Origin of the sequence: Acetobacter suratthaniensis, from assembly GCF_017377745.1 — a bacterium.
Taxonomy (GTDB): Bacteria; Pseudomonadota; Alphaproteobacteria; order Acetobacterales; family Acetobacteraceae; genus Acetobacter; species Acetobacter suratthaniensis.
This window is the reverse complement of the sequence record NZ_JAFVMG010000006.1, coordinates 125,330-144,679: the sequence shown is the minus strand read 5'-3', so window position 1 is coordinate 144,679 and position 19,350 is coordinate 125,330. Positions and strand designations below refer to the sequence as shown.

General features: G+C 58.0%; 17 protein-coding genes, 1 tRNA gene and 1 riboswitch. Of the genes, 6 read left to right on the top strand and 12 right to left on the bottom strand.

Going from position 1 to position 19,350, the window contains the following annotated elements; genetic code table 11:
* The 10 genes from J2D75_RS07835 to J2D75_RS07790 form a co-directional block, all read right to left on the bottom strand.
* On the bottom strand, positions 1-1,110 hold the full coding sequence (locus tag J2D75_RS07835) for an MSMEG_0568 family radical SAM protein (protein ID WP_207854211.1): 1,110 nt from the start codon (positions 1,108-1,110) through the stop codon (positions 1-3).
* Positions 1,107-2,090, bottom strand: a complete 984-nt coding sequence (locus tag J2D75_RS07830; RefSeq protein WP_207854210.1) for a Nit6803 family nitrilase — start codon at positions 2,088-2,090, stop codon at positions 1,107-1,109. Before J2D75_RS07830 ends, J2D75_RS07835 begins: the two co-directional genes overlap by 4 nt.
* 24 nt (positions 2,091-2,114) lie before the next feature.
* Entirely contained in the window at positions 2,115-2,597 is a 483-nt protein-coding gene (locus tag J2D75_RS07825) for an MSMEG_0572/Sll0783 family nitrogen starvation response protein (RefSeq protein ID WP_207854209.1), read from the bottom strand.
* 338 nt (positions 2,598-2,935) lie between these two features.
* A complete protein-coding gene (locus tag J2D75_RS07820) occupies positions 2,936-4,339 on the bottom strand; it encodes an aminotransferase-like domain-containing protein (protein WP_207854208.1) in 1,404 nt (467 codons plus the stop codon).
* A 110-nt stretch (positions 4,340-4,449) separates the two neighbouring features.
* On the bottom strand, positions 4,450-5,625 hold the full coding sequence (locus J2D75_RS07815) for an MFS transporter (protein WP_265782963.1): 1,176 nt from the start codon (positions 5,623-5,625) through the stop codon (positions 4,450-4,452).
* Positions 5,626-5,644: 19 nt separating this feature from the next.
* Positions 5,645-6,955 carry an NTP/NDP exchange transporter gene (locus J2D75_RS07810; RefSeq protein ID WP_207854206.1) on the bottom strand — a complete coding sequence of 437 codons (1,311 nt, stop codon included), beginning with the start codon at positions 6,953-6,955 and terminating at the stop codon, positions 5,645-5,647.
* Positions 6,945-7,583, bottom strand: coding sequence for an NADPH-dependent F420 reductase (locus J2D75_RS07805; protein ID WP_207854205.1), 639 nt, complete (start codon positions 7,581-7,583; stop codon positions 6,945-6,947). The genes J2D75_RS07810 and J2D75_RS07805 overlap by 11 nt, the downstream gene beginning before the upstream one ends.
* 126 nt (positions 7,584-7,709) lie before the next feature.
* Positions 7,710-8,195, bottom strand: coding sequence for a cupin domain-containing protein (locus tag J2D75_RS07800; RefSeq protein ID WP_207854204.1), 486 nt, complete (start codon positions 8,193-8,195; stop codon positions 7,710-7,712).
* Between the two features lie 23 nt (positions 8,196-8,218).
* Positions 8,219-8,680: a hypothetical protein gene (locus tag J2D75_RS07795; RefSeq protein WP_207854203.1), complete on the bottom strand. Its 462-nt coding sequence runs from the start codon at positions 8,678-8,680 to the stop codon at positions 8,219-8,221.
* A 396-nt stretch (positions 8,681-9,076) separates the two neighbouring features.
* Positions 9,077-9,151 (bottom strand) — tRNA-Val (locus J2D75_RS07790).
* Positions 9,152-9,359: 208 nt separating this feature from the next.
* On the opposite strand from J2D75_RS07790, the gene cbiB reads away from it, so the two are divergent.
* A complete protein-coding gene (gene cbiB / locus J2D75_RS07785; RefSeq protein ID WP_243428594.1) occupies positions 9,360-10,343 on the top strand; it encodes an adenosylcobinamide-phosphate synthase CbiB in 984 nt (327 codons plus the stop codon).
* Here cbiB and J2D75_RS07780 read toward each other — a convergent pair.
* Positions 10,288-11,760, bottom strand: a complete 1,473-nt coding sequence (locus J2D75_RS07780; protein ID WP_207854202.1) for a cobyric acid synthase — start codon at positions 11,758-11,760, stop codon at positions 10,288-10,290. The genes cbiB and J2D75_RS07780 overlap by 56 nt on opposite strands.
* Before the next feature lie 11 nt (positions 11,761-11,771).
* Positions 11,772-12,419, bottom strand: coding sequence for a cob(I)yrinic acid a,c-diamide adenosyltransferase (gene cobO, locus J2D75_RS07775; protein ID WP_207854239.1), 648 nt, complete (start codon positions 12,417-12,419; stop codon positions 11,772-11,774).
* Between the two features lie 63 nt (positions 12,420-12,482).
* Positions 12,483-12,718, top strand: a riboswitch (cobalamin riboswitch).
* 105 nt (positions 12,719-12,823) lie between these two features.
* On the opposite strand from cobO, the gene J2D75_RS07770 reads away from it, so the two are divergent.
* The 5 genes from J2D75_RS07770 to J2D75_RS07750 are packed head-to-tail and all read left to right on the top strand — an operon-like array spanning position 12,824 to position 19,348.
* Positions 12,824-13,228, top strand: coding sequence for a DUF1636 family protein (locus tag J2D75_RS07770; RefSeq protein WP_207854201.1), 405 nt, complete (start codon positions 12,824-12,826; stop codon positions 13,226-13,228).
* On the top strand, positions 13,228-14,286 hold the full coding sequence (cobW, locus tag J2D75_RS07765; protein WP_207854200.1) for a cobalamin biosynthesis protein CobW: 1,059 nt from the start codon (positions 13,228-13,230) through the stop codon (positions 14,284-14,286). Before J2D75_RS07770 ends, cobW begins: the two co-directional genes overlap by 1 nt.
* 24 nt (positions 14,287-14,310) lie before the next feature.
* Entirely contained in the window at positions 14,311-17,550 is a 3,240-nt protein-coding gene (gene cobN / locus J2D75_RS07760) for a cobaltochelatase subunit CobN (RefSeq protein ID WP_207854199.1), read from the top strand.
* Positions 17,550-18,719, top strand: a complete 1,170-nt coding sequence (cobG, locus tag J2D75_RS07755) for a precorrin-3B synthase (protein WP_207854198.1) — start codon at positions 17,550-17,552, stop codon at positions 18,717-18,719. The genes cobN and cobG overlap by 1 nt, the downstream gene beginning before the upstream one ends.
* Positions 18,719-19,348, top strand: coding sequence for a precorrin-8X methylmutase (locus tag J2D75_RS07750; protein WP_207854197.1), 630 nt, complete (start codon positions 18,719-18,721; stop codon positions 19,346-19,348). Before cobG ends, J2D75_RS07750 begins: the two co-directional genes overlap by 1 nt.
* Positions 19,349-19,350 lie beyond the last annotated feature (2 nt).

Sequence of the window (19,350 nt, the reverse complement as noted above, 5' to 3'; positions counted from 1 at the left end):
TTATGCCTCGTAGGCAGAAAGGGACGAGCAGGCTCCGCACCGGCCACATCCTGCGCGGATATCAGAAGATTTCATGTTTGCATTGCGCAGCATCAGCCCCAGAGGAGCGAGAACAGACTTCATGAAATCAGCCGAAGGCGGGGTATGCTGCTCAAGCGGCGTGCCGGAAATAGGCACGAACGGCACCACAAAGGGATAAACGCCCAGTGCAATCAGGCGCTCGGCCAGATTCAGGATGTCCTGCGCACTATCTCCCAAGCCTGCCAGAATATAGGTATTGACCTGCCCGCGCCCGAAAACCGGCACAGCACTGGCAAAAGCCTGCATATAACGCTCGACACTGACCGTTGCCTTGCCGGGCATGATTTTTTCACGCACAGCCTGTGTGGCGGCCTCAAGGTGCATGCCAAGACTATCCGCCCCTGCATTGCGCAGGCGCTGGAACCAGTCATGATTACGCGGGGGCTCGCACTGCACCTGCAAGGGCAGATCAACCGCTGCTTTGATGGCGCGTGCGGAATCCGCCAGTACGGCGGCCCCACGGTCAATGATGTTGGGGGTGCCGGTTGTGAGCACCATATCGCGCACACCGTCCAGCTCCACGGCGGCTTTGGCCACCTCGGCAAGCTGTGCTGGTGTTTTGTAAGCAATGGTACGCCCGGCTTCGAGCGACTGGCCTATGGCGCAAAACTGGCAGGATGTGCGCCGGTCTGCATACCGGATGCAGGTCTGATGCACCGTGGTTGCCAGTGTGTCGCGGCCATGTAGCAGGGCGATTTTCCAGTAAGGAATGCCGTCAGCCGTGCTCAGGCCATAAAAACGTGGGGCAGCGGGAAAATGAATGGTGCCAAGCGTCTGCCCATCGCGGCGCAGCGTGCTGGCCCCATGCTGATCTGGAGGGCTGGCCTGAAAGGGAGAATGCCGCGCACCTGACGTATATACCGGCACCATAACCGTGTGGCCTGCGATGGTAATGGTCTTGTGATCCGAGGGGCCAGCCCCCCCTTTACGGCCAATGCCCCCCGTATCCTCACCAAGCTGAAGCCCTAGCGATTGCAGGTCTGTTACCAGCTTGCGTCCTGAAAAGGTGCCGAGCGTTGGAACAGTCATGACTTGGCTCCATCCGAACGCAGGGGGGCGGTGTCCGCCGGGTTGGCTTCGCCCGTATAATGCACGGTGCGGGCCGGACGCCGGTCATGCAGGAGGCTGAGCAGTTCAGGCCGCGCATAATGGCCAACGGAATCCATCATGCGTTTGCGTTTGGTAATGAGGGCGAAATCAAGATCGGCAATGACCATCCCCTCGCCTTCCGTCAGCGGTGCGCCGAGCAGCTTGCCTTCTGGTGAGACAATGGCTGTAAAGCAGCCGCCGCGCAGCGGACCTTCAAGAGCCGGGTCGCGTGCGATTTCGCTGATCTGTTCTTCCGTTAACCAGCCGGTGGCGTTCACCACAAAGCAACCGGATTCCAGTGCATGGTGGCGAATGGTGACTTCCATCTGATCCGCAAAAATCTGCCCGACAAGCGAACCGGGAAACTGCGCGCAATGAATTTCTTCATGTTGGGTCATCAACGCATAGCGCGCGAGTGGATTGTAGTGCTCCCAGCAGGCGAGCGCCCCAATACGCCCTGCGGCACTTTCGACCACCTGCAACCCTGCCCCATCGCCCTGCCCCCAGACCATGCGCTCATGATAGGTGGGGGTAATCTTGCGGCGGCTGAGCAGGATGTCGCCTGTGGCGTCAAAAATAATCTGTGTGTTGTACAGAGTGCCGAAATCTCGTTCGTTGACCCCCAGCACCACCACCATACCGGTCTCACGTGCGGCTTCAGCCACCATATCGGTGACAGGGCCGGGAATGGTTACGGCACGCTCGTACAGGGCCAGATGTTCCCCACCGAAACGGAAGGCGGGCTGGATAAACGAAAAATAGGGGTAATACGGCACAAAGGTTTCAGGAAAGACCGCCAGTTTTACGCCTTTTTCAGCGGCGTCACGGATGGTCTGGCAGACTTTTCGGGCGGTACCCAGACCATCGTCACCAAGGACAGGGCTGATCTGGATAGCAGCGGCGCGGACTATACGGGACATGCGGGCGGTCCTTCCTGAAGGTTTTCAGACAGTCCAGGTATCGAGAATGAAGGCGTTATCCCGGCGGGCCAGCAGGATAAGGTCGAGCACGTCCTGTGGGTTGATCGGCGTGATTCCGGGGATCAGGGATTTTTCACCATGTCCGTAAAGAGCCTGTAGGGCGAAACGGCACGCATAAACCTTGCCGCCTTCTTCGAGGATTTTCATGATCTGCTTGTTGCAGTTCATGTGTCCGGGAAAGGCTTCATCACCCAGACGCGGGAAGCCGCGCTGCACACCAAGGGTGACACCGGGGCCATACAGCAGGACGGACGTTTCAAACCCTTTACGGATCAGGCGCGTGGCCTGAAGCAGGTTGACGAAACCGATCGAACCTTCAAACGCAACGGTATGAAAGGTGATGAGTGCCTTTTCGCCCGGCTTGGCCTGTACGTCTTCAAAAACCTTGTTTTCGTAATCAACGAAGCAATCGCCATCCTGATGGGGGGCATGTTCAATTTTGGGCATGTGTGCGTCTCCCGTGGCTACGGGTTCCGGCAGAAGGCCGAAACTGACCGTGGTGCTGGAGCAAACGTGGCACGGGATGAGCAGACGGTAAAATTTTGTATGACCTAATGTGTGCATACAAAAACGGACAAAAATAGAAAATACCCCCTAGTCTAAAAAGACAGGAGCATACAATGCATTTCAGGTTGCCATGCAATCAGGGGAGTTTTCTCTAACCATATGATTTATAATGATATTATAATCACGCATTTGTGAGAATTAAGAGGGCTTGTCTAAGCGCACCCGAGGAAAAGCATCAGGCATGGCTTCCTTTAGCCGATTCCAGACCGGCTGCGGTGTCAGACAATATCGGTAAAGCCGGGAGAGCGTTTATGCTGTAGCACCGACAGAACGCCATGGAGGGATTCCTCAAGGCTTGCAACATCCGGCGCACTGCCAAGGGCGATCCGTGCCCGCTGGGGTGGTTCTCCACTAATGGTAAAAACCGTGCTGGGTACAAGAGCCAGCCCTCGACGGCGGGCATAGGCCACAAAATCGGCACTTCCCCACCAGTCAGGCAACTTCAGCCATACATGTGGGCCATCAGGGTTGCTGCAATGGCCTTCGCCTAAAATCCGGCGGGCAACAGATTGGCGCAGGCGTAGTTCTTTCTGAATGCCATGCAGAATGGCCTGTGCCTGCCCGCTCTGCATCCAGCGTGCGGCCAATGCGCTGAGCAGGCCCGCGTTTGTCAGTGCCAAAGCACGGATTGCTGCGGTAACCCGCCGCGCCATATCCGGGTTGGGCAGAGCGACATACGCGGTGCGCAGGCCGGGGCTTAAGGTTTTTGCAAGGGTGGCGATATAGCTCACCCGCCCATGATCAAGCGCTGCCAACGCGGGAAGCGGGTTGTCCATCAGCAGGCTGTAGGGATCATCCTCGGCAATGGTCAGGTGATGGTGCTGGGCAACAGCCAGAATGTCCTTGCGGCGCTGTAGAGACATGGTCGCAGTTGTGGGGTTGTGAATGGTCGGAATGCAGTAAAGCAGTCGGGGGTGGTGCTCGGAACAGGCGCGATCAAGCTGTTCGGGCAGCATACCTTCCGCATCACTCTCCACACCCACCAGTATAAGACCGAACTGTGCAGCAATTGTTCTGATACCCGGATAGGCAATGCGGTCGGTTACGATGATATCGCCCGGTTGGGTGTGGGTGCTGACAATAGCTGCAAGCGCACTCTGTGCGCCCGGAGAGACAAGGATTTCATCTGTACGTCTGGTGCCGATAACCGGCTCGATCCATTTTGAGCCAAGCTGCCGCTCCGCAACCGTACCCCCCGTGACCCGGTAGGACATGAGGCTGTTCAGGTCCTGCTGTTTCAGAATGGCAGCAAGATCATTCTGGATAATGCGCTGAAGGGGCGGGTCTTGGGGAATGGGCGGAAGATTCATGGTCAGATCCACCACGGCCGGGCCAGTATGGCGCCAGTGGCTTTCTCCCGCTCCGATGCGTACAAAGGTGCCCCGTCCGACTGTCGCGTCGATAAGCCCCCGACGGCGTGCCTCGGTAAAGGCTCGTGTTATGGTTGTCAGGTTGGTGCCAAGATGTTCCGCAATCGTTCTTTGCGGGGGCAATTTGTCCCCTTCCTGTAAAACACCCTTGCGGATGGAAAGTGCGAGGGCATCTGCCAGCGTGAGATAAATGGCGTTCGGGCTGCGGTCTATTTCTTCTTTCCACTGCGCCAGATAGTCGTAATCAGCCATGCTCGTATTCCCGCACATTCTGTGTGTTTGAAGCAGACAATACTCCATACAAACAGAATGTTCATGGCTTTCTATGTGCGTGGATGGCGCTCAGTGCTTGCGGGGTGATCTTATTCAGGCTGCGGTGACAGGCTGCCTGTGCGGGAGAGCAGAACCAGCACAACGCCAAGCAGGCTTATGCCCAGCCCTGCGATAGAGACCATGGAATATCCGTAACCAAGCGAGAGTACGGCCCCACCCAATGCCGCCCCCAGTGCATTGCCAAGATTGAATGCTCCGATGTTAACAGAGGAAGCCAGCCCCGGCGCATCATGCGCCGCCTGCATGGTGCGCATCTGCAATGCGGGCATGATGGAAAAACTGGCAATGCCCCACAGCAGCACCCCTGCCAAAGCTCCGGCTGGCGTGGTGGCTGCGAACGGGAAAAGCAGCATGAGCAGCCCAAGGATTGGAAAAAAGACCAGAAGCGTTCCGGCGGTCGAACGGTCTGCTGCCCGTCCGCCAATGGCATTGCCGATACTGAACCCCACTCCGATCAGCATCAGTGCAACGGTCGTCAGGGTCGCTCCGGCCTTGGTAATGTGTTCAAGCATCGGTACAATATAGGTGTACAGTTCAAACATGGCTCCGGCACCAATAACCGTAACCCCCAGTGCCATCAGCACGCTGGGCCGCAGAATGGCTTTGAGTTCTGCTGCGGCGTCTGGTCTTGGCCCGGCTTCGGCTAATGGCAGAGCAAAGGAAAGTGCCGTAACGGCCACGACTCCCAAAGCGGAGATACAGGCAAAAGCACTACGCCAGCCCAGCGTATCGCCCAGCCAGGTTGCCGCGGGCACACCGAAGATATTGGCTACAGTCAGCCCCATGAACATACTGGCCACGGCACTAGCGCGCCGGTTAGGGGCGACAAGGCTGGCGGCTTCCACCGCACCTAGTCCAAAAAAAGCACCATGGGCCAGACTTGTGAGCAACCGGGACAGGAGCAGTTGCGTATAATCATTGCTCGCGGCTGATGTCAGGTTGCCAAGAGTATAGAGGAGCATCAGCCCGATCAGTGCATATTTGCGTGGATAGCGAGCCAGAAGCAGCGTAATAACGGGCGCTCCCCCCATAACGCCAAAGGCATAAGCACTGATCAGTCCGCCCGCCTTGGGAACGCTGACATGCACCCCCTGTGCCAGAACTGGCAACAGACCCATGGGGGTAAATTCAGTGACGCCAATGGCAAAGGCCCCGCAGGCCAAGGATAAAAGGGCGAATCTGGATGAATACTCTGCTCTCGACAAAATAATTTCTTTCCCGTGTTCAGGTGTAATCCGGTGTTTCATTTTGATGCTGCGCGAGCAGATAACCGCAGCCTGCCCAGATCAGGGCCAGAAATGCACCGACGCATGAGAGATAGGATAGGCTGTGCGCAAGAAGCAGGAGGGCGGAGCTGATCCAGCCGCTCACGGCATCGCCTGCGCGATAGACCACCGTATCCAGAAAGTTCTTGGCCCGGTATTTTACAGCAACCGGCATGCGTGTGAACAGCATTTCCCGACCGGGGCGGATAAAGGCATATTCCCCCACACGCCGCACCCCCATAACTGCCGCAACGACAGCAAAGGTGGGATAAACAGCAAGGATCAGAAAGCCCATTACAATGAGTAACGGCACGACTGTCAGCAGCCCTTTAAGGCCGAAACGGCGGGTAAAAGAGCTGGTTACAAAAAGCTGACAGAGGAGTGAGAGTGCCTGAACGCTTCCATCAATGATGGAAAAAACCCGAATCTGAGTGCCGCGTGTAGAAAAATTTTCTGCCACAAGACGGGCCTGTTCAAAATACAGGAAGGTTGAAGCCGTAGTCAGCAGCATGACAAACGCAGCGAGGCACAACAGATAGGGAGAGCAGACAACAAGGGTTAACCCTGAAAAAGGATTGCCTGAAACGGGTTGCAGGCGGGCTTCCTGTTCTATCGGTGTGTCGCGGGTAAAGCGCCATTGCATCAGTCGGGCCTTGGCAAAAGCAGCCCCACCAAGGAACAGCGCGGATGTGAGCAGCAGCCCGGATACGGACAGGCTATTGACCATCAATGCCCCGAAAACTGGCCCTACAATGCCGCCTGCACTGGCTCCACCGGCAATAAATCCGAAAAGCCGCCGAGCCTGCGCCATGTCAAACACATCCGCCATCAGGCTCCATGAAACCGAGACTACAAACAGGTTGAAGACGGACAGCCAGACAAAGAAGATGCGCGCAACCCAAGGGCTGTTGGGCCATAAAAACAGGCCTGCAGCAAAAAGCAGCATGTTGAAAATGAAAAACCCGTAAATCCAGTCAACAAAACGGGCGCGCGCCACATGGGCATTCAGCCAGCCGTGAATGGGAACCGCCACCAGCATGGTGACGAATGTTGCGCTGAACAGCCATTGAAGATGGTGCAGGCCACTGGCAATGCCCATGGCATCACGCACAGGCCGCAGGATCGCGTAGCTGGTAAAAAGAAAGAAAAAAAGACCGAACCCCCATAGCGTTGCGCCAACCTCATCCGCATGGGCATGGGCTGCGCGTTTTATCGTATGGAGGAGAATACCTAATGCCCGGTTGTTCAGGCGCGTCCGTTCAGAGGTCATGGCCCCGGACAGGCACGCTGTCGGTGGCTTTAATGAGTTCGACAGCAATAGCTCCAGCAGCGCTGTCCGTAGCGCTATAAACAATCTCGGTATTGCCACCGCCGCCATCAGTCAGACGGCTGGCGTTGACGGAATTAAAGGCCCGCACAAAATGGGTGTGCGGAAACAGATGCGCCGAGTAACGGGCTACACCCGCAGCATGGGCCTCGTTCGCCAGCGCTCCATCACGGAACGCATAGGCATTATCCGCATCAATCAGGGTTTTGCCTGAAAGGGCGCTGCCGTATTGCGCGGCTATTTCTGGCTCCGCCTTATACGGCACAGCAAGCACAATGACATCTGCGAAGGCAATAGCCTGAGCCACGTTGCCCGCCTGGGCATTCGGGCCAGCCTCAGCCAGTATCAGTTGTAACTGGTCAGGGTGGCGAGAGGAAAACATGACTTGATAGCCTGCATGCGCCCAGAGCCGCCCGAGCGTACCCCCGACCTGCCCCGCGCCGATAATGCCGATATGGCGTGGCGTAGCCGATATATCTGCCGCTATGCCCGAACGTATGCCGCTTCCGGTAACGGCAGCAACGGCACCCCAGAAAAGGGCGCGTCGGGACAGTTGAAAGCGTGAGTCCATGATGATTTCTCCTGCTTTCAGCCCTTCATCCGGCGTCTGTGACGCCGCTCTTGAGCGGGCTGTCCCGTTCAGCCTGAGAGCGCACTTTGGTTCGGTAGCGCTTTCAGGCTGGGACGGGCTGAAAATTTATCTGAGTTTATGTCTGGGGTCGTCTTTGGGATCGACATAGGTCATTTCAAATGGCCCGACCCCGGAGACCTGTAGAACAACCGGTTGATCGCCTGCTTGTAGCGCATGCGCCATATTGACAGGAAGATGCACGAAAGCACCAGCAGCCAGAGGATGCGGTGCCGATTTTTCAGTACCGGTGCCGGTATAGTGATCCAGATTGCCGGACAGGACTGTCAGCATTTCATTAAGGTTGTGGGTATGGAGCGGGATCACGCTGTGCGGGGGCATCATGACGCGCAGCGTGAAAGGCTCATGCTTTGTCAGATCCCCATACAGATAGGCTATTTTAATGCCTGCGGGGAAAATGTCCGGGGCTGGTTTCCAGATAACAGCCCCGGCATCCGCGATGATTTTCTCTTCCTGACGCCCATCGGCAAAAGCCGGGTTCATCAGACCTGCCGTTCCCGTAAGGGCCGACAGAAGGAAATAAAAGCGTTTCATATGACCCTTTAATCGACTTTAAATTACCAGCCGTACCCGCCCATGCCAGGGTTCCAGTTGCCCCATGCGGGATTCCAGCCCGCCCAGGCAGGCCCCATAGCCCAGCCACCCCAGTCCCATGTGGCGTCCTGATAATCCGTGGCGGTTTCCTGCTCTTCATCAGCCAGTGCTTTCTGCTGGCGATAAAGCTGATAGGCGCTGAAGGCTTTCTGGTCGCCTACATACAGGCAGTCGCACACTGTTGGGTCGGCATATACGTAAAATGTCTGACCATCATGAATGCGGCGGACAAAACGATGAGAGGGCAGCTTGTTCAGCATGGCCTGTCTCTGGGGATTGTCGGCCAGACGGAAAGCAAAACCAGCGGCTGCCAGATGGTCTTCCTTGGTTGCAATGCGCTGCGTGCTACTGGCACAGCTACTCAGTAGCAGAAGCCCTATGCAAACAGTACCGGCAATTGTTTTTGTGTGACTTTTAGTGGACATTGTATTCCCTCAACACATTCGTGTCAGCACGAGGGTTCATTAGAAATAAAATATGGGCACTTTTCAACAACGCATTTTCATAAAAAATATTTATGTGGTTATTTGAATAATTGCGATAAAAAATTCATCGTTTATTATTTATGTTGGTTTATTATCAGCTTTTTATATTAACAATATATTGATTTTTATCGGCATATTTACCCCCTCCGGTAGGCGAAAAGAGTAGTTAAATATAGTTTCTGATCATGCAAGCTGTCTCAGGAATACTTTTGATCAGTCTGAAAACGGGCTTTGAGCCAGAATGAAGAGGTGAATTCAGGCATAGGGCCTAAAAGCATTCATCATTTCATTTTTTTTGGAATTTTTTATTCCTGCTGTCAGGAATTACACAAACCGTGGTGGGTGCGACAGGGATTGAACCTGTGACCCCCGCCGTGTGAAGGCGATGCTCTACCGCTGAGCTACGCACCCCGGTTTGTGGGGCTGTTCTTACCGCGCGAGGTACAGGCTGGCAAGAGGGATAATCATGGAATGTGAATTTTTTCTTTTATTTCTGCCTCATGGCCCAACCTGCCTTGGGGAAGAGGGCGCCCTTCTTTCTTTCCCGTAGCGGACGCGGCATTACAGCATATCCTGTGCCCGCAAGCGGCATGCCCTGTAATGGATAACGGGTTCGAACATGCTGGACAGTTTTGCTTTTCATGCGGGGCAGATGTTGGTCGCATTGCTCCTTGATGGCTTGCTAGGCTGGCCTGCAATGGTTTTTGCCCTTATCGGCCACCCTGTAAGCTGGGTGGGACGCGTAGTGTCCCTGCTTGACCACCACTGGAACTGTGACACACAGGCTCCGTTCATGCGCCGGTGCGCCGGGGGAGCAGTTGTGCTGGTTGTTACCGGTCTTGTCGGCAGTTTTGGCGCCGGTTTGGCTTATGTTCTGCCTCATAATGGAGTGGGTATTCTGGCGGGTGGTGTGCTGGCATGGCCGCTTCTGGCTGCCCGATCACTTTATGCGCATGTTCAGGCCGTTGTGCAGCCCTTACAGGCGGGTGATATGGCTGAAGCCCGCAAGGCTGTGTCCATGATTGTGGGGCGAGACCCTAATGCACTTGATGCAGCGGGTATTGCGCGGGCAGCGGCGGAAAGCCTTGCGGAAAACACGTCTGACGGCGTGGTGGCTCCCCTGTTCTGGGGGGTGTTTTTCGGGTTGCCGGGCTTATATGTCTACAAGGCTATCAACACCATGGATTCCATGATTGCCAACCGTACGCCGCGTTACCGGCTGTTTGGCTGGGCTGCGGCGCGGGTGGATGATGTCGTGAATATACCGCCCGCCCGTTTGTCGGGCTTGTTGTATGTATTGACCAGTGCTGCCCCTTTGCGGGCGTTCCGGGTGATGTTGCGGGATGCACGCGGCCATCGCTCACCCAATGCAGGCTGGCCCGAGGCCGCTATGGCGGGCGGGCTTGGTATTCGCCTGTCTGGGCCACGCCTGTATGCTGAAGGCCCAAGCCGTGATCCGTGGCTGAATGCGGGGGCGCCAGACCCGACCCCTCTTGATCTGGCCGCCGGGCTGGCGCTTTACCGGCGCGTGGTGCTGCTGGCCGCACTTATTCTGCTAATGGTGTTTCTTGCGCACACCCCGCTAGACGGAGCAGGCCTGTAACATCGACCGAGCGTTCAATATGCGCGGCCAAAGCATCAAGCGTCTGTTCCATTTTTTCTGAATACCGCAAGGTAGAAGCTTGCCCGCCCAAGCTGGAGATAAAGGCGGCGCGAAAGCGGTCATCCGTAAACAGCCCGTGAAGATACGTGCCCGATACAAGACCATCAGCCGATTGCGCCCCCTCCGCCTTGCCCTGCACGGTGGCAAAGGGACGAAGCCTATCCGGCCCTTCCGTTTCACCTAGATGAATTTCATAGCCCCGGACTGGCTGCGCACTCTTTGCATGAACAGCCTCCACCAGCCTGACATGTTTTTCTGCCAGCATGGTTGTCTCGACATTGAGGTGTCCTAGGCCCGGCACGCTACCGATTGGGCCTTCCAGCCCCATGGGATCGCTGATGAGGGTTCCTAAAATCTGATATCCACCACAAATCCCCAGAATGCGGCCGCCGCGGCGTAGGTGGGCTTTCAGGTCAATATCCCATCCCTGTGCGCGTACAAACGCCAGGTCGAGGCGGGTATTTTTTGTGCCCGGCAGAATAATCAGCTCACAATCGCCCGGTAGGGCCTGCCCTGCGGGCACCAGGGCAAGGTCAATGGCGGGTTCTTGTGCTAACGGGTCAAGATCATCGAAATTGGCAATGCGTGAGAGCATGGGAACCGCGACTTTTATACGCCCCCCTGAAGAGGCGCGGCGCAGATCAAGCGCATCTTCCGCAGGGAGAGTAGCGGCCTGCGTAAACCAGGGCAGAACACCAAAACCCGTCCAGCCTGTTTTCTGGCGGATCAGTGCATAGCCATCATCGAATAGGCCGGGATCACCACGGAATTTATTGACGATAAAGCCTTTTATCATGGCGGCATCGGTATCGGACAGCACAGCCTGTGTGCCGATAATCTGGGCGATCACCCCTCCCCGATCTATATCGCCTACAAGAACGACCGGTACATTGGCCGCACAGGCAAAGCCCATATTGGCTATATCATTGTGTCGTAGGTTTACCTCGGCCGGGCTGCCGGCCCCTTCCACCAGAACAAGGTCGTGTGCAGCACTCAGGCGGTGGAAGCTTTCAAGCACAGCAGGCATGAGGGTTGGCTTAAGCTTGGCATAGTCCCGTGCCTGCACGGTGGCGCGTACCTGCCCCTGCACCACCACCTGACTACCCCGGTCTGATTCGGGCTTGAGGAGTACGGGGTTCATGTCCGTGTGGGGGGCAAGGCCACAGGCGAGCGCCTGCAAAGCCTGCGCACGGCCGATTTCTCCGCCATTGGCCGTAACAGCCGCATTGTTGGACATGTTCTGGGGCTTGAAGGGGGCCACGCGCAGCCCCCGCCGTAGGGCAGCACGTGCCAGACCGGCTACGAACAGAGATTTACCCACATTCGAACCGGTTCCCTGAATCATTAAGGCAGGCATGGGTTGCGTCCTTAGAATTCGACGCCGGGCTGCGCCTTTATTCCCGCACGGAACGGGTGCTTGAGTAAGGTCATCTCTGTTACCAGATCAGCCAGTTCAATCAGTTCCGGCTTTGCATTGCGGCCTGTCAGCACAACATGGGTGAGTGGTGGCTTTTCTTCGCGCAGAAACGTCAGAACCTCATCAAGTGGCAGGTAGTCATAGCGCAGGGCGATATTGATCTCATCAAGCAGCACCATGCGGATAGCGGGGTTACGGATCAGTTCCTTGGCTTTTTCCCACCCCCTGCGGGCTGCGGCGATATCGCGCTCCTTATCCTGTGTTTCCCATGTAAAGCCCTCACCCATGGCATGAAACTGGCATAACCCGCTAAAATGCGCCTCTAGCAGCCTACGCTCACCTGTATCCCACCCGCCTTTGATAAACTGCACAACAGCACAGGGCATCTCATGGGCGATGCAGCGCAGAATCATGCCAAACCCGGAGGAGGATTTGCCCTTGCCTGCTCCGGTATGCACGATCACAAGCCCTTTCTCGCCTTCCTTGGTGGCCATCATGCGATCCCGCGCAGCTTTGATGCGTGCCATTTTCTGTGCATGCAGGCCAGTATCCAGTTCGGAGGCTGTGTTGTCTGGTGAGGATGGTGGGAGTGCAGGCATGAGTTCAGAGGCTTCCGGTGTCGTCAATAAAGTGCCTCCAGCTTGACAGATGCGGCCTGCTAGCTCAATCCACTCAGGCTGGTTCCTGTGTCCGCACATCATGGCGGATACGGGCGAAGAGGGAATGCAGAAGACAGCGGGGCCCCCGCTTTCCATAACGCAGCCGCCCCCGCGACCGTCAGCAGATCAGGTTTTCTCTCAAGGCCACTGAACGTAGGTTCGGGAAGGCGGGAAAGCCATGGGCGTTCTTTGCGTCCGGGTCTGTCAGCCGGGAGACCTGCCAGCACGGATTGAACGGACAGCCGGGGTGCGCTGTGGCCGGATGCCTTGTCCTGCACGCAATTCGTGCGGGCTGAATGGCCCTGCCCACGCCCTGCCCCATGACACACAAGGGCGCAGCACAGATGGCCGAACAAACACCTTCCACACAAACAATCCTGTATGTCTGCTCAACCTGCCGGGCCGGAATCCCGCCGGTAGAAGGGCAGCCTGTTGCTGGTGCTCGCCTGCTGGCTGCTTTACAGGGGGCCATGCAGGCATTGCCAGCAGACACGAACGCCCCACAGCCCCCCGTGATCAAGGCCGTGGAATGTCTCTCGGCCTGTGCGCGTGGCTGCGCCATAGCGCTCGCCCGGCCCGGTTCATGGACTTACGTGTATGGCAATATGAGTGAGGCCGATGTGGCGGATATTCTGCTGGGCGCACAAGGCTATGTCGCCAGTGCCGATGGTATTCCGCCATGGCGTGAACGTCCCACCATTTTTCGCAAGCAATGCGTTGCCCGTATTCCTCCTCTGGAGATTGTATAATGACTTCTCTCGCCAAAATTCCCGTTACCGTTGTCACTGGCTTTCTTGGGGCCGGTAAAACCACTCTTATCCGGCATCTGCTGCAAAACCCCGGTGGGCGCAGACTGGCGGTTCTGGTGAACGAATTCGGCACGGTGGGGGTGGATGGTGAAATCCTGCGGGCCTGCGCTGATGAAAACTGCCCCGAAAGCGCTATTGTGGAACTGGCTAATGGTTGTATCTGCTGCACCGTTGCGGATGATTTTATCCCCACGGTTGAAAAGCTCATGGCCCTACCTCAGAAGCCCGATCATATCCTGATTGAAACCTCTGGGCTGGCGTTACCAAAACCACTGCTCAAGGCGTTTGACTGGCCGTCCATCCGTTCGCGCATTACGGTTGATGGCGTGATCGCACTGGCAGATGCGGAAGCCGTTGCCGCCGGACGTTTTGCCCCCGACCCCGCCGCCGTGGATGCCCAGCGCGCGCAGGATGACAGTCTGGATCATGAAACACCTCTGGCGGAAGTGTTTGAAGACCAGATCGCCTGTGCTGATCTTGTGCTGCTGACCAAGGCTGACCTTGTGGATGAACCGACTCTGGAAGCCGCACGGGCGGTCATTCTGGCCGAAGCTCCGCGCGCCCTGCCTGTGCTACCCGTGCGGGATGGCGCGATCGACCCGACCGTTATTCTGGGCCTGAACGCGGCGGCCGAAGATGATCTGGCGGCCCGTCCCTCTCATCATGATGGGGAAGATGAGCACGAACATGAAGATTTCGACAGCACGGTTGTAACCCTGCCAGAAATTGACGATCCCGAAGCCTTGGCTCAGGCGATTATCCGCCTTGCGCGTGAGCAGGATATCCTGCGGGTCAAAGGGTATGTGGCTGTACGGGGCAAGCCCATGCGCCTTCTGGTGCAGGCGGTGGGGGCCAGAGTGCGCCATCAGTTCGACCAGCCTTGGGGCAGCCGCCCGCGTGATGGCCGCCTTGTGGTTATTGCCGAGCATGACCATCTGAACCCCCAAGCCGTACAGGCCGTTCTGCTTGGTGCTATCAAGCCAACGCAGGCAGGGTGAACCAGAAGGAGCCGGGCGAGGGCAATGCACGTTATTTTTCGTGAAAACCGGGGTCTTGATGAGCTGGAAAACGCCACAGACCTTGGTCAGAGCCCGGCCCCGCTTGTCGTTCTTTCTTTTTCAGACAGCGACCTGAGTGCTTTCGCCGCAGGCTGGCAGGCGGGACAGAATGTCCTGCCCGCGCTGCGTCTTGCCAGTCTTGCCGCCCTTAAACACCCGCTCAGTGTTGATACCTATATCGAACGCACACTCTCCGGCAGCCGTGCGGTGCTTGTCAGGCTGATCGGTGGGGCTGCTTACTGGCGCTACGGGCTGGAACAGCTCAATGCCCTCGCGTGTTCTACCGGTATGGCGCTGGCCATCATTCCGGCTGACGGCAGAGATGACCCGACACTGGAGGCGCTCTCCACCATTCCAGCCGAGCCGCTGCGTACCCTCGCCCGGCTGTGCGATACAGGCGGAGCAGAAGCGGCTTACGCAGCCCTATGCCTGCTGGCGCAAACGGCTGGCCTGCCTGCGCCGCAGGCCGCTCCAGTATCCGCCATACCAGACTGTGGGTGGTATCAACCCGGTACCGGGGTTGTGTCTGCCCCGCCAGAAGGCGCCTTGCCGCTGGCCGCCATCGTCTTTTACCGTGCCTACCTGACCAGTGCGGATACCGCCCCGGTGGATGCACTGGCCAAAGCCCTGCATGCGCGCGGGTTTCGGGTAGCCTGCCTGTTTGCGCCCTCACTCAAGGGGGCGTCCGCACCGTGGCTCCGTGCGGCGCTCTTACAGGCGTCCCCGGCGGTTATTATCAATGCAACCGCCTTTTCCGGGCAGGATGCAGGCGGCTCTTCTCCACTGGATGGGCCGGGCTGCCCGGTTTTTCAGATTGCACTTGCCACCAGCAGCTACAAAGACTGGGAGGAAGCCGAACGTGGACTTTCTCCCGCAGATCTGGCCATGCATGTCGTATTGCCGGAGGTGGATGGGCGGATCATGGCCGGAGTGGCCAGCTTCAAAGCTCTCGAACAGCAAAACCCGGCTCTTGAGTTTGCCCGTGTTCTGCATCAGCCGGTTCCTGATCGGATAGAAGCCATTGCAGACAAGGTAGCAGCATGGCACCGGCTGGCCATTACGCCGCCCGGCCAGCGCCTTATTGCGTTCGTACTCTCAACCTATCCGGGCCGGACAGATCAGATGGCCCATGCGGTGGGGCTTGATGCCCTTGCCTCTACCGAAGCCATGCTGGAAATCCTCTCGGCAGAAGGGTATGGCGTCTTGCCAGGCAGCGAGCCACTTGCTCGAGCTTTGTCCCGACAGGACATCCAGTGGCCCCTGAAGGCTTATGAAGACGCTCTGCAAAGTCTGCCCTCCGCCTTGCGCACGCAACTTGATGCGGTGTGGGGGGGGGCAGAGCTAGACCCTGCCGTGCGGGACGGTGCGTTTCATTTCGCACTGACCCGTAGAGGCCATATGCTGGTGGCCCTTCAGCCTGAACGCGGCCGTCATGCTGAACGGGATGCCGATTACCACGATACCGCGCGCATACCCTGCCATGCCTATGTTGCGTTTTATCTCTGGTTACGGGCGCAGGGAGTCCATGCGCTGGTACATGTCGGAGCACATGGCACATTGGAGTGGTTGCCGGGCAAGGCTGTGGCGTTATCGCAAACCTGCTGGCCAGAGGCCCTGTGCGGGGCCACGCCTGTCATATACCCGTTTATTGTCAATGATCCGGGTGAGGCCGCTCAGGCCCGGCGGCGGATCGGCGCCCTGACTTTGGGGCATATGCCCCCTGCAATGGTGCGGGCCGACATACCTGAAGGTCTGCTGCATCTTGAACGCCTGCTGGATGAATATGCCACGGCTGATGGTCTTGACCCGGCGCGCCGCAATCGGTTGATCCCTCTCATTCGTGCGGAAGCACAGGCAACCGGCGTAGAGGCTGATCTGGGGCAGGATACTGCGGCAAGCCCGGCTGAAGCCATGGTGCGTATTGATCGCTTTGTCTGTGATCTGAAGGAAAGCCAGTTTGGCGATGGCTTGCATATTTACGGACAGGGCGAAGGCGAAAACCACGGGCTTGTGCGTGCTCTTGCCGGTTTCAGGGTTGAAGCCGGGCCATCTGGCTCACCGGCGCGGGGGCGGACGGATGTACTGCCCACGGGGCGTAATCTATACGCGGTTGACCCGCGCGCGGTACCCAGCCGCGCGGCTCATGCACAGGGCGTAAAGCTGGCGGAAGAACTGCTGCGCCGTCACTTGCAGGATCATGGAGACTGGCCAAAGGGACTGGTGATCGACCTGTGGGGTTCCGCTACCATGCGCACAGCGGGAGAAGAATTCTCCATGGCGCTACATCTCGCAGGGCTGGCCCCGATCTGGGAGCCCAATTCGGAACGGGTTTCAGGTTTTGAAATCCTGCCTCCTGTGTTGCTGGAGCGGCCCCGGATTGATGTCACGCTGCGTGTGTCGGGTCTTTTCAGGGATATTTTCCCAGATCTGGCGCGGTTGTTCGATGCCGCGACCAGTGCTCTGGCCGAGCGTACGGAAGAGGATAGACATAGCAACCCATACCATCACCGCATCCCGCGCGTTTTCGGCCCGCAGCCCGGTACATATGGTCTGTCCATGGATGATCCGGCAGAGCATTTCGATGAACAGAGCCGTTATGCCGCCGGAGAAGCGTGGCTGAAAGCCTCCGAATGGAGCATGGATGCAACAGGGGCCATCTCGCGTGACCGGGTGGCGCTAGAGGAGCGGCTGCGCACAGCCGATACCTTCGCGCATATTCAGGATCTGCCGGAAATGGATCTGCTTCTGGCCCGTGATTACGCGACCCATGAGGGCGGATTTTCAGCCGCCATGTCCGCACTGGGGCATAAACAGCCTGCTCTGTATCATGTGGATACCACCCGCGCAGGGAGCCCACAGGCGCGGGCATTGGGTGAGGAGCTGGCCCGCATTGTACGCGTGCGGGCAACCAGCCCTGTCTGGGCGGCGGGCATGATGCGGCATGGTTTTCGTGGGGCGGCAGAAATTGCCGCAACACTTGATAATCTTGCTGCGTTTGCACAACTGACACGGCAGGTGCCAGCACATCTGTTCGATTTGTATTTCGAGGCCACACTGGGCCGAGACGATGTAGCCGCCTTTCTGGCACGCGAGAACCCCGAGGCTCTTGCGCAAATGCGGATACGGTTTCAAGCACTGGCGGCCTCAGGACTATGGCAGACCCGTAGCAATTCCATTCACGCCAGACTGGATGCACCCGGCTGATGTCGCGCCCTCCCCCGCCCATTATCAAAGGATGGTGTCCCGGTGCCCTGCGCCCCATGCTGTCGGGCGATGGACTGGTGGTGCGTGTACGCCCGCATGGTGGGTGCCTGTCGCGTGAGCAGGTCGGAGGGCTGGCGACTTTGGCCCGCCATCATGGCAACGGGCTGATAGATTTCTCCGCCCGTGCCAATTTGCAACTGCGTGGGATCAGGCCGGATAGTCATGCTGCGGTGCTGGACGGGTTGTGTGCCCTTGGTCTGCTCGACCCAGACCCCGAAACGGAATCGGCCCGCAATATCATGGTAACGCCGTTCTGGCAGGCAGATGACGGCACTCACGCTCTGGCGCAAGCGCTGGAAAACCGCCTGCGGCACGCCATAGCCCATGAAAACCTGCAATTACCGGGAAAGTTCGGCTTTGCTTTAGATTGTGTAGGCCAGCCGGTCTTGCGACAGGCATCAGCGGATATCCGGTTGGAACGGACACCCGCTGGCGCCCTGATCCTCTACCCTGATGGCGCGTATACAGGCCGGATTGTCGAACCCCATGAGGCCGTAGAACAGGCGGTGGCTCTGGCAGGCTGGTTCATGCACAGTGGCGGTATTACAAACGGTCGGGGCCGGATGGCAGCGCATGTACGCCGCATCTCCCTGCCGGATGGGTATGATGTGCCCGTGCCCGCCTGCCTCCCCTTTATACCTGCGCCCGGTCTTACACCCGCCGGATGGATGGCGGGGCTAGCCTTCGGTCAGTGTCAGGCCGCAACATTGGCCGCACTGGCCAGCATGGCCCCTCTGCGGCTGACACCATGGCGCATGGTTGTGCTGCAAGGCGTATGCACGCCCCCGGCCCTTGCTGACCTGCTACACGCAGGCGATGCCCGCCTGCGTGTGACCGCCTGCACGGGGGCGCCTGCCTGCCCGCAGGCTCTGGCGCCAGTGCGGGCGCTGGCGGCTGATCTTGCGGCGTTTGTACCAGAACAGGCTTTTCTGCATGTTTCGGGCTGTGCCAAGGGATGCGCGCATCCTCAGGCTGCCCCGTTGACACTGGTTGCGCAAAGCGGGGGGTTTGCTCTCATCCATCATGGCACTACAACAGACCAGCCCATAGTTTGTAACCTTTCAGCAGAAAGGTTGCGTGCCCACCCCGAGCTGATGACCAAGGACTGATGCCCCACTGCTTTGAAACCGATGGCGCGGCCATCTACCGCCAGTCTTTCTCCATTATCCGGGCTGAAGCCACGCTCGAAGGGTTCAGCCCGACTGAAGAACAGGTTGTCGTGCGCATGATTCACGCGGCTGGCATGGTGGGGCTGGAAGAAAACGTTATTTTTACACCCGGCATGGCTGAAACAGCCCGGGCAGCCTTACAGGCTGGCGCACCCATTCTGTGTGATGCGCGTATGGTTTCAGAAGGCATTACTCGCTCACGCCTGCCTGCGCAGAACCGCGTGATCTGCACCCTGCATGAACCCACGGTACCGGAGCTTGCACGGAGCATGGGTACAACGCGCTCTGCGGCGGCTATCGAATTATGGCGGCCATTCCTTGCGGGCAGCATTGTCGCCATTGGCAACGCGCCCACAGCGCTGTTTCACCTGCTGAATATGCTGGAAGACCCGGCCTGCCCCCGCCCTGCCGCCATTATTGGTTGCCCGGTGGGTTTTGTAGGGGCAGCAGAATCAAAAGAAGCCCTGCTGGCGGATGCCCCCTGCCCGGCCCTGATTGTTCGGGGGCGGTTGGGCGGGTCGGCTATGACGGTTGCTGCGGTCAACGCGCTGGCCTGTGACAGGGAGTAACT

Excerpts from the sequence above, each read along its gene's own strand:
- J2D75_RS07830 (WP_207854210.1), bottom strand. The coding sequence starts at position 2,090 with ATGTCCCGTATAGTCCGCGCCGCTGCTATCCAGATCAGCCCTGTCCTT.
- cobN (WP_207854199.1), top strand. The coding sequence starts at position 14,311 with ATGCACGTTATTTTTCGTGAAAACCGGGGTCTTGATGAGCTGGAAAAC.
- J2D75_RS07805 (WP_207854205.1), bottom strand. The coding sequence starts at position 7,583 with ATGGACTCACGCTTTCAACTGTCCCGACGCGCCCTTTTCTGGGGTGCC.
- cbiB (WP_243428594.1), top strand. The coding sequence starts at position 9,360 with ATGCTGGACAGTTTTGCTTTTCATGCGGGGCAGATGTTGGTCGCATTG.
- cobO (WP_207854239.1), bottom strand. The coding sequence starts at position 12,419 with ATGCCTGCACTCCCACCATCCTCACCAGACAACACAGCCTCCGAACTG.
- J2D75_RS07750 (WP_207854197.1), top strand. The coding sequence starts at position 18,719 with ATGCCCCACTGCTTTGAAACCGATGGCGCGGCCATCTACCGCCAGTCT.
- J2D75_RS07795 (WP_207854203.1), bottom strand. The coding sequence starts at position 8,680 with ATGTCCACTAAAAGTCACACAAAAACAATTGCCGGTACTGTTTGCATA.
- J2D75_RS07820 (WP_207854208.1), bottom strand. The coding sequence starts at position 4,339 with ATGGCTGATTACGACTATCTGGCGCAGTGGAAAGAAGAAATAGACCGC.
- cobW (WP_207854200.1), top strand. The coding sequence starts at position 13,228 with ATGACTTCTCTCGCCAAAATTCCCGTTACCGTTGTCACTGGCTTTCTT.
- J2D75_RS07800 (WP_207854204.1), bottom strand. The coding sequence starts at position 8,195 with ATGAAACGCTTTTATTTCCTTCTGTCGGCCCTTACGGGAACGGCAGGT.
- J2D75_RS07835 (WP_207854211.1), bottom strand. The coding sequence starts at position 1,110 with ATGACTGTTCCAACGCTCGGCACCTTTTCAGGACGCAAGCTGGTAACA.
- cobG (WP_207854198.1), top strand. The coding sequence starts at position 17,550 with ATGTCGCGCCCTCCCCCGCCCATTATCAAAGGATGGTGTCCCGGTGCC.
- J2D75_RS07770 (WP_207854201.1), top strand. The coding sequence starts at position 12,824 with ATGGCCGAACAAACACCTTCCACACAAACAATCCTGTATGTCTGCTCA.
- J2D75_RS07810 (WP_207854206.1), bottom strand. The coding sequence starts at position 6,955 with ATGACCTCTGAACGGACGCGCCTGAACAACCGGGCATTAGGTATTCTC.
- J2D75_RS07825 (WP_207854209.1), bottom strand. The coding sequence starts at position 2,597 with ATGCCCAAAATTGAACATGCCCCCCATCAGGATGGCGATTGCTTCGTT.
- J2D75_RS07780 (WP_207854202.1), bottom strand. The coding sequence starts at position 11,760 with ATGCCTGCCTTAATGATTCAGGGAACCGGTTCGAATGTGGGTAAATCT.